The sequence below is a fragment of the Leptolyngbya sp. PL-A3 genome (genome assembly GCF_039962325.1).
In the GTDB taxonomy this organism is placed as follows: Bacteria; Cyanobacteriota; Cyanobacteriia; order Elainellales; family Elainellaceae; genus Vacuolonema.
The window spans coordinates 251,546-267,694 of the sequence record NZ_JAMPLB010000001.1 but is presented as its reverse complement, the minus strand read 5'-3'; the positions used below and the strand labels follow the sequence as shown (position 1 = coordinate 267,694).

The 16,149-nt window shown below is 52.7% G+C and carries 16 protein-coding genes and 1 tRNA gene; 11 read left to right on the top strand and 6 right to left on the bottom strand.

The window, feature by feature from the left end; all coding sequences use genetic code 11:
* The first annotated feature begins 54 nt into the window (after nt 1-54).
* From NDI52_RS01110 to NDI52_RS01100, 3 genes are all read left to right on the top strand, one after another.
* The gene (locus tag NDI52_RS01110; RefSeq protein WP_190775572.1) at nt 55-570 is read left to right on the top strand and encodes a hypothetical protein; all 516 of its coding nucleotides are present in this window, start codon (nt 55-57) and stop codon (nt 568-570) included.
* A 184-nt stretch (nt 571-754) separates the two neighbouring features.
* A complete protein-coding gene (locus NDI52_RS01105; protein ID WP_190775573.1) occupies nt 755-1,627 on the top strand; it encodes a M48 family metallopeptidase in 873 nt (290 codons plus the stop codon).
* A tRNA-Leu gene (locus NDI52_RS01100) sits at nt 1,606-1,687 on the top strand. The genes NDI52_RS01105 and NDI52_RS01100 overlap by 22 nt, the downstream gene beginning before the upstream one ends.
* Nucleotides 1,688-2,093: 406 nt before the next feature.
* Here the strand turns inward: NDI52_RS01100 and NDI52_RS01095 are convergent.
* Nucleotides 2,094-2,657: a hypothetical protein gene (locus NDI52_RS01095; RefSeq protein ID WP_199308074.1), complete on the bottom strand. Its 564-nt coding sequence runs from the start codon at nt 2,655-2,657 to the stop codon at nt 2,094-2,096.
* A 97-nt stretch (nt 2,658-2,754) separates the two neighbouring features.
* Nucleotides 2,755-3,027, bottom strand: coding sequence for a hypothetical protein (locus tag NDI52_RS01090; RefSeq protein ID WP_190775574.1), 273 nt, complete (start codon nt 3,025-3,027; stop codon nt 2,755-2,757).
* 424 nt (nt 3,028-3,451) lie between these two features.
* Between NDI52_RS01090 and NDI52_RS01085 the strand changes: the two genes are divergently transcribed.
* The 4 genes from NDI52_RS01085 to NDI52_RS01070 all read left to right on the top strand — a co-directional run bounded on the left by NDI52_RS01085 (nt 3,452) and on the right by NDI52_RS01070 (nt 8,357).
* Nucleotides 3,452-4,048, top strand: coding sequence for a DUF4126 domain-containing protein (locus NDI52_RS01085; protein WP_190775575.1), 597 nt, complete (start codon nt 3,452-3,454; stop codon nt 4,046-4,048).
* A gap of 321 nt (nt 4,049-4,369) precedes the next feature.
* A complete protein-coding gene (gene mutS, locus NDI52_RS01080) occupies nt 4,370-7,093 on the top strand; it encodes a DNA mismatch repair protein MutS (protein WP_190775576.1) in 2,724 nt (907 codons plus the stop codon).
* 164 nt (nt 7,094-7,257) lie between these two features.
* The gene (locus NDI52_RS01075; protein WP_190775577.1) at nt 7,258-7,779 is read left to right on the top strand and encodes a DUF937 domain-containing protein; all 522 of its coding nucleotides are present in this window, start codon (nt 7,258-7,260) and stop codon (nt 7,777-7,779) included.
* Nucleotides 7,780-7,868: 89 nt separating this feature from the next.
* Nucleotides 7,869-8,357, top strand: coding sequence for a hypothetical protein (locus NDI52_RS01070; protein ID WP_190775578.1), 489 nt, complete (start codon nt 7,869-7,871; stop codon nt 8,355-8,357).
* A 92-nt stretch (nt 8,358-8,449) separates the two neighbouring features.
* Here the strand turns inward: NDI52_RS01070 and NDI52_RS01065 are convergent, their stop codons facing one another.
* Nucleotides 8,450-9,712: a dihydroorotase gene (locus NDI52_RS01065; protein ID WP_190775579.1), complete on the bottom strand. Its 1,263-nt coding sequence runs from the start codon at nt 9,710-9,712 to the stop codon at nt 8,450-8,452.
* Between the two features lie 369 nt (nt 9,713-10,081).
* On the opposite strand from NDI52_RS01065, the gene NDI52_RS01060 reads away from it, so the two are divergent.
* The 4 genes from NDI52_RS01060 (at nt 10,082) to NDI52_RS01045 (ending at nt 12,655) form a co-directional block, all read left to right on the top strand.
* The gene (locus NDI52_RS01060) at nt 10,082-10,960 is read left to right on the top strand and encodes a M48 family metalloprotease (protein ID WP_190775615.1); all 879 of its coding nucleotides are present in this window, start codon (nt 10,082-10,084) and stop codon (nt 10,958-10,960) included.
* A gap of 309 nt (nt 10,961-11,269) precedes the next feature.
* Nucleotides 11,270-12,073, top strand: a complete 804-nt coding sequence (locus tag NDI52_RS01055; protein WP_190775616.1) for an SDR family NAD(P)-dependent oxidoreductase — start codon at nt 11,270-11,272, stop codon at nt 12,071-12,073.
* A 10-nt stretch (nt 12,074-12,083) separates the two neighbouring features.
* Nucleotides 12,084-12,302: a DUF2945 domain-containing protein gene (locus NDI52_RS01050; RefSeq protein WP_190775580.1), complete on the top strand. Its 219-nt coding sequence runs from the start codon at nt 12,084-12,086 to the stop codon at nt 12,300-12,302.
* 2 nt (nt 12,303-12,304) lie between these two features.
* Entirely contained in the window at nt 12,305-12,655 is a 351-nt protein-coding gene (locus NDI52_RS01045; RefSeq protein WP_190775581.1) for a DUF3140 domain-containing protein, read from the top strand.
* A gap of 243 nt (nt 12,656-12,898) precedes the next feature.
* Here NDI52_RS01045 and NDI52_RS01040 read toward each other — a convergent pair whose 3' ends face one another.
* The 3 genes from NDI52_RS01040 to NDI52_RS01030 form a co-directional block, all read right to left on the bottom strand.
* Entirely contained in the window at nt 12,899-14,785 is a 1,887-nt protein-coding gene (locus tag NDI52_RS01040) for a serine/threonine-protein kinase (protein WP_347280012.1), read from the bottom strand.
* A 101-nt stretch (nt 14,786-14,886) separates the two neighbouring features.
* A complete protein-coding gene (locus NDI52_RS01035; RefSeq protein WP_190775582.1) occupies nt 14,887-15,540 on the bottom strand; it encodes a V4R domain-containing protein in 654 nt (217 codons plus the stop codon).
* A 79-nt stretch (nt 15,541-15,619) separates the two neighbouring features.
* Nucleotides 15,620-16,117 (bottom strand): hypothetical protein, encoded by a 498-nt coding sequence (locus tag NDI52_RS01030; protein WP_190775583.1) that lies wholly within the window; start codon nt 16,115-16,117, stop codon nt 15,620-15,622.
* Nucleotides 16,118-16,149: the final 32 nt, after the last annotated feature.

Here is a 16,149-nt window from a genome sequence, read left to right as displayed (position 1 = left end):
ACACGTTACACAAAGCGTCTACCTATAAGATTCACCTATATTGGCTTCTGACCTATGGCGTTTAACCGTTTTCAATGGCATATTGCCCTCGCATTTCTAGGGATGGTGCTGGCCCCGGTAGCAGCCTCTGCTCAGACCCAGTTCCCTGTGAATGATGCCCTAGCAGATATTCGGGGGGGTACCTCCATACCGATTTACCTACCTGAGGTCTATCCTGTTTCTGAGCCCGTCTATGTGAATGGTTTGACGAGCCCCGATGGGTACTACCTCACCCTTGACTACACCCCCAATTGCGAAGGCGCGACCGCTTGTAGCGTGGGGAACCTGACCGCTGAGCAGGATGGCTATCGCTATACCGAAAGTGACCTTGAGGCAGGCGATCGCCTCGAAACCGTCCCCTTGGCCAATGGGGTTACAGGTCAGTTTGTTAATCTTTGCGGTGCCTATTGTTCCGCTATCTTGCAATGGGATATGCAAGGGGTGCTCTACACCGTTTACATGAAGAATGGCTCTTTGGAAGATGTTGTCGAGATCGCCAACTCGGCGATTCAGGCAGGGCCAAGAAACTAGGACGGAAAGCACAAGAAAACGCGAATGCTTTGATAAGCAGAAATCAAAGGGCAGGGAGCAGCAGGAAAACTTGCATGCTTTCTGCCTTTTCCTATTAACAGAAACGCCTTCTGACCGTCTGTCCCTTGCCTTCGCTAAAATAGGCCCATAGCGCTACGGGCGATCGCCCATCTACGCCATTTTTATGGATTCTTCCAAAATTGTTTTAACGGGTTTGAAGGCCCATCATTTTCGCCATCCCCTTGACCTGGAGGCAACTCAAGCACTTCAGCAGATTCCTGGGTTGGACATCATCATTCGCAGCGTGCTGGGGTCGGTTGGGGAGCAGTTCTTTCAGTTGGAGAACCTGGCGTCTGGGGTGCAGGTAAGCGAGAAGCAGTTACCCCATCTCCACGAGCTTCTATTGGACGCCTGCAAAATTCTGGAGTTAGAGCCGCCCCAACTCTTCGTTAAGCAGAATCCAGCTCCCAACGCTTACACCTTTGCTATGCGTGGGCAACAGCCCTTTATTGTGCTGCATACCTCGCTCATTGACATGCTGACGCCCGAAGAAATTCAGGCGGTGATTGCCCATGAGCTAGGCCACCTGAAGTGTGAGCATAGTGTTTACTTAACCCTGGCAAATTTGTTGATTCTGGCGGCCAGCACAACCGTTTTAGGGTCGATCGCCGCCCAAACCCTTCAGGAGCGCATGATGGAGTGGGTGCGCTGTGCCGAGTTTACCTGCGATCGCGCAGCTCTGTTGGTCACTCAAAATCCTCGTACAGTGGCCTCGCTGCTCATGAAGCTGTGCGGTGGTTCTCCCGCCTTGGCCCCCATGCTAAACCTGGATGCGTTTCTAGAGCAGGCCCGAGCCTATGAAAATTTGAGCACCTCCGAAATGGGCCGCGTACTGCGTCAAGCCCAGACGGCGCAACTTACGCATCCGGTTCCAGTGCTGCGTGCGAAAGAAGTCGATCGCTGGGCAACCAGTCCAACTTACGAAAATCTTTTACAACGGCGCACAATCCTATATAATAAGGAAACCAAGCCCGAGGGCGGGTGGCGGAATTGGTAGACGCACCACACTCAAAATGTGGCGGCTTCGGTCATGCGAGTTCGAGTCTCGCCCCGCCCATTCACATTACATAGAAAGCGCGGCGTTATGCGCCGCGCTTTTCATTGAGTCCCTACAGCGCTTTTCGTTTGAATCAGCTATGGCTGTCTTTGTGAAAGCCGCGCGGAACGCAGTTCTCACAGAAGCAACCAGATTTTAAGCACTTGAAAAGCGCTGTAAGGCAGGTTCTACAGATAGGGCATTACTTATCGCGGGCAGACCATACACCTGACACCAACATCAGCATGCCACCTGCGAAGAAGGCGATCGCAAACCCTGCTGGAATGATATTCATCCAATCTATGTTTTCCACAGTGCTCCTCTGGGTCGTACTAACTCGTCTACAGCTACAGCTATCAGGTTAAGCCAAAAGGAAAGAGCGGATGCGAAGCATCCGCTCTTTCCTTTTGGCTTGAACGAGACTGGACTACCCGGCTTGGGCACGACGGACTGTAGCGATCGCCGTCTGAGCCACATTGCGCCAGTCGGTTTCATCGCTATAAACCCCTTTGACCAGTTCTCCCTGAGAAAAGACCCGACAGAACAGTACGCTTTCATCGGACCCGGCCTGGGGGGCAATGGTGAGAGGATATTGTAGTTGGGCCGGGGTAAGTTGGGCGACTGCACTCAACAGCCCTTTGCTAAAGTTGGAATCGTGACCAGCCTCAACGATATAGGGGCGATCGCCCTGGAAAAACGCCTGCAACTTAACCGTTTCCCGCCCTCGCCGTTCTAGTTTGGGAAAGGAAATATCGGTTAGATAAGCGGTTAGAGCCGTTTGAGTAACGGGTGTGACGGCGCCATCAGTAACGGTATACCAGAGGCATCCGTTGGAGCGATTGGCATAAATCCGCATGGCTCCTGCGCTGTCATGCAACCCAAGCTGGGGTTTATCAAGTTTGGCCAGAATTTGTTGAAGCAGGTGGTTTTGCTCTCGGAGTACCAGCATCAGAGTGTTGGTCAGGTCTTGCGTTTGAAGCGTGGAGGTCATAATAAGAACCCGAGGGATAGGGGGTACAGAAGTTATGCCCCTGAGGAGTGCGACAAAATCTAGTTTTTGTGCACAAGGTACACAAAAACTAAACTTTTCAAGACTCTACAAGCATCAATTCTGATGATTGCAGGCGCGATCTGAAATCAGCCAGCTCATCCGGGGGAAGCAGGGTTAATTGGGTCGTTTGATGGCGATCGCCTTCAGGTAGCCATGGCATGACTGATTCTGGACGGGCAGGCAATGCATCCAACACAGCACGGCACCGGGCGATCGTTTCGTTTGAAATGTAAGCTTCCATCATTTGATCCTCTAGAAGATGTTCGAAACGCTGATTGGTTAAGGGGGCTAACCCAAGGACATCAGCCATTCCTAATCTGCTCTAGCAACCCCTTCGATGCGTTCTGGCATTAGAGAAAAGGGGTCAATGACATAGTTAGCAAGGGATCAGGGCTATTCTGCTCCCAAAAGCTTCATGCCTGTAAAATAATATTAGTACAAGTGTTCTAATTTGTCTTGTTTTCGTTCGTTATTCTTTCTGGCGGTTGCTAGCAACGGGTGCATCCCACGTTTGCAAATTTGGAAACCCACTTTTGTAAGTGAAGCGGACGAAGCCCGCTTCACTTACAAAAGTGGGATACATCCCCAGCAACCGAGGCTTGTTTCTTGTGAGGGGTCAGCTGCCTCTCCTCTCACGATAAACAAACAAAATCGTGATCAAGGGGAATTCACGCGAAATTTTTAAGGTCGTGCCTTAGAGTAAAAGCAGTACTCAACCAGGGTGAGAACAGAGTATGGTCGAAATCCTGGCCGCCCTTTCTATCTCAGCGGCAGCAGGAATCCGGGTCGCATTGCCATTGTTACTCATTGGCATACTTCGGAGCGATATTCTGTGGACGAATATGCCAATCCTTTCACGGGTGCCGCCCAGTGTCGTAGTGGGCGTTTTGGTGAGCTGGTCTTTGGTAGAGTTGATGCTCTCGAAAGACCGCCTGATGCATCGATTTCTGCAAACAATTCAGCTAGGGTTAGGGCCGATTGCAGGGGCGATCGCGGGCATTGGTGTCGCTCGCACCCTGGGCATTGACGCCTCGATCACCCCCCTTATCGGGATTACCGGAGGTGTCCTGGCCCTGGTGCTGCAACTGGTTCAGGTTGGCTGGTTTTACCGCATCAACAATATTCCCCTCTGGGTGATCTTTGCGCAGGATGTCCTTTGCGTTTCTCTGGCAATTTTCGCCTTTGACGCCCCCGAACATGGCGGTCTACTTGCTCTCCTACTCCTCTGGCTGGCGATCCGCAGCTCTAAGGAATGGCAGCGCTGGTATCGCCACCAGGCCGCTCCAGACTATAAAGATGATCCTCGACGAGGGAAAGAAGACCCGGACTGAAGCTGGTGGATGGTTGTTAGAGAAGCGGCGTTTTGTGCTGTTTTCATAACAATCATCCATAGCTCTAGAACAGTTTCCTCATGCTGGCAATCTCTCCATTCCCATGCCAGCAGTTCTCATTATGAGCTTCAAAGCCAAGATTGCGCGCCCGTTGGGCGCGCAATCTTGGCTTTGAGGCCCGAAAACCGCTTGCCCTCGGCAAGCGGTTTTCGGGCCTAATTCCATACTGAGAATTGCTGTTCCCATGCAACCTTTTACCCAGTGCGATACATTACTTAGGTGCATTGCCCCAAGAGATGGGGCGTGGTAACTAGAACTGCAATGTCTGACTTGCCTGAGACGGAAAATAATCCTTTAGGGGATTTGCCAGAGCGATTAATTAAACATACCGTGCGTTATGCCGATCACCGGGCGGTGAATCGGGAGGCCTTGACGCCCATGATGCGGCACTACGCGGAGCTGAAGGACGAGTATCCACACGCGTTGTTGCTGTACCGCGTGGGTGATTTTTTTGAAACCTTTTTTCAAGATGCGATCGCCGTTGCTCGTGAATTAGAACTGGTGCTCACCAGCAAAGATGCTGGCAAAGAAATTGGTCGGGTGCCTCTAGCCGGCATTCCCCACCATGCGCTGGATCGCTATTGTGCCTTGCTGGTAGAACGGGGATTTGCCGTCGCGATTTGTGACCAAACTGAGGACGCTTCTGAAGTTCAGGGGCGACTGGTACAGCGCGAAGTGACACGGGTGATCACCCCAGGCACAGTGCTGGAAGAGGGGATGTTGAATGCCCGTCGCAACAACTATCTGGCCGCGGTGGTGATTGCAGGAAATCATTGGGGATTGGCGATCGCTGATGTCTCCACGGGAGAATTTCTCACCACCCAGGCCAGTGAGCTGGATCAACTCACTCAGGAACTCATGCGCCTGCAACCCTCTGAGGTGCTGGTGCCCACTGATGCACCGGATTTAGGGCGGTTACTGCGTCCGGGGGAAGGGGGTGCTGGAAGTGGCTTACCTGAGTGTTTCCCGCCGAGCTTTTGCTATACGTTGCGATCGCAGTCTCCCTTCATCCTGAGCGAGGCCAAGCAACGATTGTTGGAGCGGTTTCGAGTGCGATCGCTGGAAGGCATGGGCTGTGAACACTTGCCGTTGGCCGTACGCGCAGCGGGAGGATTGCTGGCGTATTTAGAAGAAACCTCGGAACGTCAGGTGGAACTGCCGGGACAACCCAAATCCAATAACCGCATTCCGCTACAACCCCTTTGCACCTATACCCTGAGCGAGTTTTTGGTGTTGGATCACCAGACTCGCCGCAACCTCGAAATCACACAAACTCAGCGAGATGGCACATTCCACGGCTCCTTACTTTGGGCGCTGGATCGGACAGTAACCGCCATGGGCGGGCGGCGATTGCGACGTTGGCTATTGCAGCCATTGTTGGATCGGAAGGGCATTGGCGATCGCCAGGAAACCGTGAAAGAACTCGTCACCCATGGTCTTTTGCGACAACACCTGCAACAACTGCTGAAACAGATCTACGACCTGGAGCGGCTGACCGGACGAGCCGGGTCAGGCACCGCCAATGCCAGGGATTTATCGGCTTTAGCAGATTCGCTGATTAAGTTGCCAGAGCTAGCGGCAGTGCTGGCAGAAGCGGCTTCCCCCTACTTAATGGCGCTGCAATCGGTACCCATTGAATTGGAGGAGTTGGGTCATCGGCTCCGGGCGCATCTGGTGGAGCATCCCCCGCTCTATCTGACTGAAGGAAATCTCATTCGTTCAGGCATCCATCCCCAACTGGATGAGCTGCGGCAAAAGCTGGATGCGGACCAGCAGTGGATCGCCAACCTGGAGAGCCAGGAACGCCAACGTACAGGTATTTCCAGCCTCAAGGTGGGCTATAACAAGGCGTTTGGCTATTACATCAGCATTTCGCGGGCCAAGTCAGGAGACAAGGTGCCTGAAGGCTACACGCGCAAGCAAACCCTGACCAACGAGGAACGGTACATCACCTCTGAGTTGAAAGATCGGGAAACTGCGATTTTTAACGCCCGCGATGCAATCAACAAGCTGGAATATGAAATCTTCGTCGGCTTACGGGAAGAGGTGAGCCAATACGCCGAGCCAATTCGGGAGGTAGCCGGGGCGATCGCCGCCGTTGACGTCCTCTGTGCCTTTGCCGAAGTCGCCATCTACCAAAACTACTGCTGCCCCACCATCACAGAAGGAAGACAAATTGCCATTGAGAATGGCCGCCATCCCGTCGTTGAGCAATCCTTACCCGCCGGTTTTTTTGTGCCCAACTCCGCAATGTTGGGAGCCACCGCCCAGGGGTCTGAAGAGAAGGTTCCAGATTTGATTATCCTGACCGGACCCAATGCTAGCGGGAAGAGCTGCTACTTACGCCAGGTGGGGTTGATTCAACTCATGGCCCAAGTGGGTAGCTTTGTGCCCGCAACTCGGGCGGAATTAGGAGTGTGCGATCGCATTTTCACCCGCGTTGGAGCTGTGGATGACCTGGCTACGGGACAATCGACCTTTATGGTGGAGATGAATGAAACAGCCAACATCTTGAACCATGCGACGGCGCGATCGCTCGTTCTTCTGGATGAAATTGGTCGGGGTACAGCCACCTTTGATGGATTGTCGATCGCCTGGTCAGTGGCAGAATATTTGGCAAGCGAGTTGCGCGCCCGCACCATTTTTGCGACTCACTATCACGAGCTGAATGAGCTGGCGTCGTTGCTGCCCAACATTTCCAACTATCAGGTTGTCGTGAAAGAGCTACCTGATCAGATTATCTTTTTGCATCAAGTGCGTCCGGGAGGAGCCGATCGCTCTTACGGAATTGAGGCGGCCCGGTTGGCAGGCTTGCCTCCCTCCGTCATTCAGCGGGCGAAGCAAGTCATGGCACAAATCGAGAAGCACTCTCGTATTGCCGTAGGCTTACGCAAATCCGGCTCCACGTCTGAGCTGCCATCCAAGAAGCGAAATCTTGTGTCTGAGGATTTGCCTTCCAGTCAGCTCGATATTTTTAGCCTGTAGGGTCAGATGTTCTCCAGCATGCCTGCCATTTCAGCAAGGCTTCGGTAAAATCAGCCCAAACCAACTGAGCTGAGCGCATAGTTTGGACAGTGCAGTCAAGGGCAACCCTGTGTACGATGTCCAATCCCTTACACCGATGGAACTCATGATGAAAGGTAGACCCTATGGCAATGTTTTTTGATGTGTTAAGTGCGATCAACAACCCTAACCTTCAGGGAAATGTTGCGCAGCTTGAAACAGTAGTCAACACCGTTCAGCAGTTTGCAGCGGATCATCATATTCCACCTTCGACGATGCAAACGATTTTGTCTGCGCTGGGGGGTTTGGTACAGGCAAACATACGGCACGGCGGGCTCGGCAGTGGTCAATTAGGAAATTTGTTGGGTCAAACCCTGGGCGGTGGCGGAGCCGCAGGAGTGCAAGCGCTTTTCCCACCCCCAATACAGCAGCAGTTTGCCCAGGAAGTCGGGCAGCGTACAGGTCTGGATACTGGCGTGATTCAGGCGGGGCTCCCCTTACTGTTACCGGCAGTGCTTAAGCTGTTAAATATGGGAAATCCTAAATCGGAAGCGGGTGGAGCTAATCCCCTGTTAACGATGTTTTTGGATGGCGATCGCGACGGCGATACTGATCTTGGAGAAGTATTCCGACTGGCAACCCACTACATCAACCCCGAAAAGGTTTAGAAATTCGTAAGAAACGTTGTTTTCTCTACTTTGCACGTAAGAATTAACACTTCTAGAACCTTGCCCAACCGCTTTTTTAGGAGAAATCCATGTCAGATGCCACTTTTTCGCGCGACGAAATGACGCAGTTGGCTGCCGCTGTTATGGTCACTGGGATGGCCGTCTCTATGGTGGATGTGGGAATTGTCTCATCGGCCATTGAGGCAACGGCCATGGGTCAGGAGATTGCTGCTGCATCGGAACGTTATCCGAACAATGCCATTATTCAAGCGCTCTTTTCTCAGGAAGCTGTGAAGCAGGCCCGTGAGGAGGGGAGCTTAAATGTTCAGCTCACCCCCGATGAGGTGAAGCCCGAGACCGTCGTGGATACGGCGATCGCGCGCATTCAAGCGGCCTTAGCAGTCCTTAGCAGCAAGGCTAGCCCTGAAGACATTCAGCAGTACAAAGAATTCATCTACTCCTGTGCAGAGCGGGTTGCCAAAGCAGCGGGCAGCGGATTGTTCGGCTCAGGCAGCACAAAGGTCAGCGATAAGGAGGCCATAGCCTTAGAACGCATCAAAGCTGTTTTAGCGCTATAACCCTCGCTTACATCTCAGAAAAGCTTTATTGTGCGAGGACGAAGTCCTTGCACAATAAAGCTTTTGTTTTGGAACACCGCTGGGCAGAAATTTTAGCGGGGTGCTGTCCAGGTTTTAATAACACGACCTGTAATCACTTGCTCCAGCCAGGGCGTGTTGTAAGAGCGGGATTGAAGTACTTGAGGGGTAATTCGCCAGCGATCGCTTGGGTCAAACAAAACCAAATCAGCCGGTGCTCCGGGAGTAACCCCTGTAGGGGTCTGTTGAAGACAGGTCTGGGGAGAGAGACTTAAAGCTTTCCATAGCGTCAGGGCTGACCATTTTTCGCTAGCCACCAGCCCCTGCCAAAGAAGCGGCAGTGCTAACTCCAGCCCAATGACCCCAGGAGGAGCTTCAGCGAAAGCAACCGTTTTCTCTTCATAGGTGTAAGGGGCGTGGTCGATGGCGATCGCATCAATCACCCCTGATTCAACTCCCTGAATTAACGCCATCTGATCTGCTGAAGTGCCCAAAGGCGGCTCTACGCGCAGATTGGGGTTATAACTCTTGAGATCACTGGTGTTTAGCAACAAATGTAACCAGGTGGTGCTGGCAGTAATGGGTAATCCCTTCTGTTTTGCATCGGCAATCAGCTCGACACTGCGGGCTGTAGAAACCCGCATGACATGCACAGGGGTACCGATGGTTGCCACACACTCCAGCAAGGTAGCCAGAGCCGTTGTTTCTGCCAGGGCCGGAGTACCCGGTAAACCCAGTTGAATGGAATCCATCCCCTCGCGGGCAACCCCACTGCCCTGAAGTTGGCGATCGCACCCCCACAAAGCCACAGGTTTCTGCAGTGGATGGGCGTACTCTAACACCCGACGCAGCAACAATGGATTTTGCAACGGTTGGCCATCAGCGAATCCGATCGCCCCCGCTGCCGCTAAATCCGCCAATTCTGTCATTTGCTGCCCCTGCACCCCCTGGGTTAAGGCTCCCCATAGATGCAGACGTGGGCCTGTAGCTGGCCAGTGGGATGTAGCCCAGGTTATGCCTGTGGGGGAATCAACGGTCGGATCAGTATCCGGGAGCAGGGTTAGTTGAGTGAAGCCACCTGCGATCGCTGCCCGTGCCAAAGTTTCCATGGTTTCGCGAGACTCATTTCCTGGCTCACCAGAATGGCTGTACAAGTCAACCAGTCCTGGTCCTAATACCAGCCCCGTACCATCTCGCACCTCTGTACCTTCCGGTACGTCAGTAATGTGCTCGGTAATATCCCGAACAACGTCAGACTCTAGCCACACATCCGCGCAACTATCCCGTCCATTTAGGGGATCGAGTACGCGAACCTGACGTAACAATTCACCAGCCATAAACCAGAAGACCCTGTGCAGAAGCACCAACTTGGAGGCCAAATAGCCTTATTTCATTGTCCATTGTCGGGCACCCGGAAACTTTTCAAAATAATCGTTTTCATCCAAACTCTCAATCCCCTCAGACCGCTATGTTGCGACAGCGAGTAGCTCAACTCAATTACATACAGCACTTTTAAATTTATGCAGGAGGTCTGGTGAGGTACAAGAGGGGGATGCGGGACTTCGTTCCACATCCCTCTCTCATACCCCACGAAGTAGAAACATGCTGTAGATGGGTGAGGGATGATTTCGTTCCCCCGACGGATACGGAGCAAAGCCGAAATTTGCGATGGTACCGACAGCATCAATGCGTGGGAACACAACGTCATGATTGGTAATCGTTTGAGGACTGCTGCACTACTAGGTTTACTGAGTGGCCTGTTAGTGCTGGCTGGATACTACCTGGTAGGAGATGAGCGAGGCTTGTATGCGGGGTTGGCGATCGCCGCCTTCACCAGCTTTAGCTCCTGGTTTTACTCAGACAAAGCTGCTCTGGCTGCCTTCCAAGCTCAACCTATTTCGCAGGCAGAGGCTCCTGACCTGCATGCAATGGTACATCGGTTGAGCGATCGCGCTGGAATTCCCACTCCTCAGATCTACATCATTCGCAACGAGTCACCCAATGCTTTTGCCACAGGCCGCGACCCCAACCATGCTGCCGTTGCGGTAACGGAGGGAATTTTGAATTTGCTGACACCTGAGGAGCTGGAAGGGGTTTTGGCCCACGAGCTAACCCATGTCCGTAACCACGACACCCTGACCCAGGCCGTCGCCGGAACTCTGGCCGGAAGCCTGACCTTCCTGGGGCGGATTCTCACCTTTGGTGCCTTATACTTCCCCGTTTCAAACAACAATCGTCGGGGTGGTAATCCACTGGCCATTTTATTCCTGGTTATTCTAGCCCCGATTTCAGCCTCCATCATTCAACTGGCGATCTCCCGCACCCGTGAGTTTGCCGCCGATGCCGGAGCCGCTGAGATCACTCACAACCCTATGGCACTGGTATCAGCGCTGGAAAAACTGGAACGAGTTGGCCATCAGATTCCTATGAATGGGAACCCTGCCATGTCCCCGCTGTTGTTTATCAATCCCCTCTCTAAAGAAGGTTTGGAAGTCCTCTTCCGCACTCACCCCTCCACCGAAAATCGGATTGAGCGCCTCAAGCAGCTTGCAGCAAGCTTACAAACACCTGCGATGGCATCGTAAAAAGTTAGCCAATTTCTCAAAGGATGGGCGGTGCTGTATACTGCCCATCCTTTTTTACAGTCATTTTTTACAGTCATTTCGGATGCTGGAGTGTAAGCCCTTTACCATCCGAAATGACATCTTCAATTCTTGCCCCATAGCAAAAGAAGGTTGAATTTTACAGGATACGTCATTGGAAAGACGTTATCCATGAATACCCTTTTTACGATCAGAACAATTGAAGGCAATCCTTCAGGCACTACTTCTGTGGCATCCAAACAACACGCCCAGAATGGAACGTGTGAAGCCGCTATACAGGATTTAACAGTCATGAATACAACGCAGACTCGGCCCCTGGCGGTCGTAACAGGTGCGTCCAATGGAATTGGTTTCGAGCTAGCCAAACAATTTGCACAGAATGGATTCGATTTAGTGGTCACCTCCACAGGGCCTAGCATCGAAAAAGCAGCCGAGGCATGTAAAGCCTTTGGTGGCCAGGTGCAGACTGTGCAGACAGATCTAGCAACCTATGATGGCGTCGAGAAGCTATACAGCGAAATCAAAGCAACAGGCCGACCGGTAGAGGCGATCGCTCTCAATGCTGGGGTTGGAGTTGGTGGCGAATTTGCCCACGAAACTGATTTGAAGGATGAACTCAATCTCATCAACCTCAACGTCGTATCCACTGTTCACCTCGCCAAGCGGGTCGTGAAAGACATGGCGGATCAGGGGCATGGGCGTATTTTATTTACGTCCTCGATCGCCTCCATCATGCCCGGTCCCTTCGAGGCGGTTTATGCCGCGTCTAAATCCTTCGTCCATTCCTTTGCCGAAGCACTCCGCAATGAGTTGAAGGATACTGGGGTAACCGTCACGTCATTGATGCCAGGACCAACGGATACGAACTTCTTCCACCGGGCAGGAATGGATGATACGAAAGCAGGTTCGGAGCATAAAGACGATCCGGCGCAGGTAGCAAAGCAGGGTTTTGAAGCGCTGATGGATGGCAAAGATTCCATCATTGCCGGGTCCTTGATGACCAAGGTGCAGGGCACGGTGAGCAAGGTTCTACCGGATATGGGTAAAGCCGCACAGCACCGCCAACTGACAGAACCCGGTTCAGGTAATAAGTGAGGCAATCGTTATGACAGAGAAATTTAAGAAGGGCGATCGCGTCGAATGGCATTCCTCCGGCGGCACATCACAGGGCGTGGTCAAGAAAGTGATCACAGAACCTACAGACTTCAAAAACCATCACTTTGCAGCCTCTAAGGATAAGCCCGAGTATCTGGTGGAAAGTGAGAAGAGCGGCAAGGAAGCCATCCACAAAGGCGAGCAGTTGAAGAAGATCGCAGAGGATTAACCATGGCACACCACACCGCAACAGACAACGAGACGGCCCTGCGGGAGTTCCGCGAGGCGGTTAATATGTCTGCTAAGGAACTCGATGCCTGGCTCAAGACCGAAGAATCCAAATCCGTCGGCTGGAAGGAACATGAAGGCGACGAATCTACCGGCCATCAATCAGGGCGAGCCATCGTGGAACTTCTACGCCATAAAGGCAACGATTACTCTGACGAGGACTATCATCAGATGCGCCGCGTCGTCAGCTACGTACATCGTCACCTCGCCCAACGTCCGTCAGGCGACATTGAAGACACTCGCTGGCGCTATTCCCTCAAGAACTGGGGACACGAGCCCTTGCAAGACAAGTAGCAACGCTGGCTAACCATCACAAAAAATGTGCGAGGCACTTTATGCCTCGCACATTTCCTAGTGGCAGTACACTAGACCTCCTGCATGAATCGATTTCTGAGAGCGTGAATCGTTGCGCGGTGCAGCCGCGCAACGATTCACGCAGGAGGTCTACTACAATTCCCACAAATCTTAGACTTTCTGCATGAATGGTTGCGCGGCAAGGTCGCCCCCTAGACTGCGCTAACGGTTGGGCTGTAAGCCTCAAAATAAAAACTGGATATCTAACGTTTTGAGGTTAAGGATGTGCAAGTGGCCCCAGGTTTCATTCCAGGTGGCAATTAATAGGCCGTGGGCATCGAAGGGCACGATTGCAGTTGCTGGAAAGGGCAGATCAATACGGCCAACCCGCTGCCCGTACTCATCCAACATCAAAACCTGTCCCTTGGCATCAGCAACAACATAACCCCAGGGAGCTACAGCAATAATTTCAGGAACAATGCCTAGCGCAAATCGGCTGATGCGGTAGGGTTTTAGATCAATCGTCACGAGAGATTGAGGATCACGGCGATCGCTCACCACCAACCGATAGGGAAATGCCGTTTTAACCACCTGCCCCATCTGAATCGGCAGTTCAAATCGCCCCAAATGCTTACCACGCCGCGCCAATACATCCATCCAGGAAGAATGCGTCTCAGCCTTCGAACGTTGGGAAATGGCGACCAGGTGGCGATCGTCGAGAAATACCAGATGTTCAACCTGGGTCTGGGCCTGGGCATAGGGTACTGAAACCAGGCGAGGTGGGACATTCTCCGATTGCAAAGATAGCACTCGGAGTTGCCAGGTCGGCAGATCAGGTTGGGGAGCTGCGATCGCCAACCATTGCTGTTGCGGAGACAACGCCGCGATCGCCCCTGGCTCCAAATGGGTTAGTGGCACAGGGGGAAGGTCTGCCCGGTATGACCAATTAATCTGATAAAACGCCCGCTCGGTTAGCGCATAGCACCCCTCAGAAGTAGGCACCAGTTGCCGAATCGGGTCTGGCAGCTTAACCGTATGAGAAAGGTAAGAAATCGGGTTTTCTGTTAAAGCCGTTTCACGCTGCTCTATGCTGAGAGCCTTGCCTTTGGCAACACATAATTTCAGTAGTGCCGGAAAGGGCTTAAACAGTTTTTGATTCTGCTCAGGCAGGGGAGCGATCGCCTGAAAGGGCTCCCCAATGCGATCGGTACGATTTTCTGACAGGCTGGCTGGGGTTAGCTCTGTGTTCGACTGCAGCAGTGGAATTGTGACAGGTTGCCTTTCGATCGAACTCAAAATGCCATCAGCTGCGGCTGCCTGTTTCAACGCGAGCAGCATGTCCCCCGCCGTCTGGAAGCGTCGAGCCACTAGTTTCTGAAGAGCCATCAGCAAGACCGGATACCAAACTGGGGCAATGGCATCTGGAAATTTTAGTGGCTTGTTCAGATGGGCTGACATCAGCTCGCCGGGAGTACCTGAGAAGGGGCGATCGCCCGACAGCAACTCAAACAGCAACACGCCAACCGAGTACAAGTCTGAAGTCTTGGAATACTGCCCGTAGAACCGTTCTGGAGCCATATAGGCCGGTGAGCCCGTATTGCCGGTGCCTGAGTGAGGGTCCGCAGCTTCGCTTTCCTGGCTCAACCGTGCAATTCCAAAGTCAGAAATTCGCGCTTTCCAACCATGAGGCTCTAAATTCAGCAGAATGTTCTCTGGCTTGATGTCACAATGCACAATCCCCCGTTGGTGCGCTTGCTCCAACCCTGAGAGAATATCCATCGTGAGCTTAATGCTTTGCGGCAGGCTGAGGCGTGTGTCCTCCTCCATCAAGCCCCGCAGTGTGCCCCCTTCGCAGTAATCCATCACCAGGTAGCGTCCGGTGCGAGTGTGCTCCAGGGAGTGGCAGGTAACAATATTGGGATGTTCCAGGCTCAACAAGAACCTCAGTTCCCGCAGAAACTTGTGCGTTGGAAAGCGCTCGTGATCCAGGTCTTTTAAGGCTACAAGCTGCCCGGTACGGCGATGCACCGCACAGTATACACGTCCGAATTGCCCCTGTCCGACCAGCCCTAACAGTCGATAACGTGAACGCCTCAGATCTTTTCCCGGCAATCCCAATGGAGTAGACACGACAGCTTTAGACCGTGAGGACGGTTGAACAGGGGTAGTTTAACGTTATAGCTGGGATCTCTGCTAGATCACCTATGACAGAGATCTCCGAAACCCATGGCTTAGCTGCAGAGCTGTTGAATGATGGCATCGTGCTCTAGATTGGTGACCATCGTTTCGGCAGGCTCCAGACGTTTGGGTAAGCCCACGATAAAACGGTTACAATCTGCTCCCATGGACTCACACGTCGTTTGGACACAATGCAGCTCTCGCCCGGCAAGCTGGCTGAAGAAGGAAGCTAAAATCCCTGCTTCTAAGGGGCACATGGGTTGGTTCTGTTTGGGAGCCAGGCGAGCGTAGGGAGAATTGGTGATTTTAACCACCAGCAAACCACGGTGTTGATGGGATTCATCCAGTTCAATCTTGCCCCAACCGTGGGTAATCCAGCACTGCTGCAATGCTTGAATAAATTCCACCATGGGCATGTCTGATAGAGGCGTGCCGTAATAGTCAGTCAGTTCTTCGCAAAAGCGGCTATAGAGGTTTTTACCCCACCAACGGCCGCAATTGAACAATACCAAACGGGAAGCCTGTCCAGTTTCCCTATCCAAGCCAGAGTAAATAGCCTGAATGAGTGTCTCTGGAAGGGCCAGTAGGCGATCGCCCTGACGGTTTTCCAGCAAGCCCATCTCCAGGTCACTGCGAACATAGGCATCCGTGGCGAAATAGTTGCCCGGAATTCGGTTATTTACCAATAAATCAGCGACGGAAATCATAGGAGTCTCTCAGCTTAGTTCTAATGGTTCTGACGGTTGCCCTCGGCCAATTGCCCGGGAGAGGTGAACCGTCGTGCACTTACCACCCCAGAACCGAGGCGGTGAGGGGTTCTTCCGCAGCACCCAGGAGGGTGTTTTGAGCCAGGGCTAACAGCGGCTTCAGCAGAGCCACTTGAGCCGCACTCAGAGACTGAGCTAGATGCTTGTCAAGCAGAGTGTAGAGTTGGGTTTCAATCTGGGGGGTGTCGTAGGCTTGAATGGATTCTTTGAGCCAGCCTTGAATGCGGCCTTGCACAAAGCTTTCATCCTCCAGCAACATACCCATAGCGCAGTAGCGCAACACCAGCAACGCGTTGCGGATACTCCGCTCTAAGCGAGGCTGAGACTCGCCGGGCATGGCAGCAACCAGATCATCAGCAACCTTTTGCATGATGTCGAGTTCGCGATCGCGTAACACCCGATAGGTATCCAGACGCTCAGGTAGAGACGATACATATTGGCTGAGAACACTCAGTTCTTCAGGCTTCAGATAACGGTTTTCAGCTTCATCAAAAACGGATTCGAGTTGTGGGTGCATAGGTTTTCATTCTAAGAAAGTGAAGGACTTGG

Bases quoted from the DNA above. Each gene is read 5' to 3' on its own strand.
- NDI52_RS01095 (WP_199308074.1), bottom strand. From the start codon at position 2,657: ATGACCTCCACGCTTCAAACGCAAGACCTGACCAACACTCTGATGCTG.
- NDI52_RS01085 (WP_190775575.1), top strand. From the start codon at position 3,452: ATGGTCGAAATCCTGGCCGCCCTTTCTATCTCAGCGGCAGCAGGAATC.
- NDI52_RS01075 (WP_190775577.1), top strand. From the start codon at position 7,258: ATGGCAATGTTTTTTGATGTGTTAAGTGCGATCAACAACCCTAACCTT.
- NDI52_RS01070 (WP_190775578.1), top strand. From the start codon at position 7,869: ATGTCAGATGCCACTTTTTCGCGCGACGAAATGACGCAGTTGGCTGCC.
- NDI52_RS01090 (WP_190775574.1), bottom strand. From the start codon at position 3,027: ATGGCTGATGTCCTTGGGTTAGCCCCCTTAACCAATCAGCGTTTCGAA.
- NDI52_RS01055 (WP_190775616.1), top strand. From the start codon at position 11,270: ATGAATACAACGCAGACTCGGCCCCTGGCGGTCGTAACAGGTGCGTCC.
- NDI52_RS01105 (WP_190775573.1), top strand. From the start codon at position 755: ATGGATTCTTCCAAAATTGTTTTAACGGGTTTGAAGGCCCATCATTTT.
- NDI52_RS01060 (WP_190775615.1), top strand. From the start codon at position 10,082: ATGATTGGTAATCGTTTGAGGACTGCTGCACTACTAGGTTTACTGAGT.
- NDI52_RS01065 (WP_190775579.1), bottom strand. From the start codon at position 9,712: ATGGCTGGTGAATTGTTACGTCAGGTTCGCGTACTCGATCCCCTAAAT.
- NDI52_RS01030 (WP_190775583.1), bottom strand. From the start codon at position 16,117: ATGCACCCACAACTCGAATCCGTTTTTGATGAAGCTGAAAACCGTTAT.
- NDI52_RS01050 (WP_190775580.1), top strand. From the start codon at position 12,084: ATGACAGAGAAATTTAAGAAGGGCGATCGCGTCGAATGGCATTCCTCC.
- NDI52_RS01110 (WP_190775572.1), top strand. From the start codon at position 55: ATGGCGTTTAACCGTTTTCAATGGCATATTGCCCTCGCATTTCTAGGG.
- NDI52_RS01045 (WP_190775581.1), top strand. From the start codon at position 12,305: ATGGCACACCACACCGCAACAGACAACGAGACGGCCCTGCGGGAGTTC.
- NDI52_RS01035 (WP_190775582.1), bottom strand. From the start codon at position 15,540: ATGATTTCCGTCGCTGATTTATTGGTAAATAACCGAATTCCGGGCAAC.
- mutS (WP_190775576.1), top strand. From the start codon at position 4,370: ATGTCTGACTTGCCTGAGACGGAAAATAATCCTTTAGGGGATTTGCCA.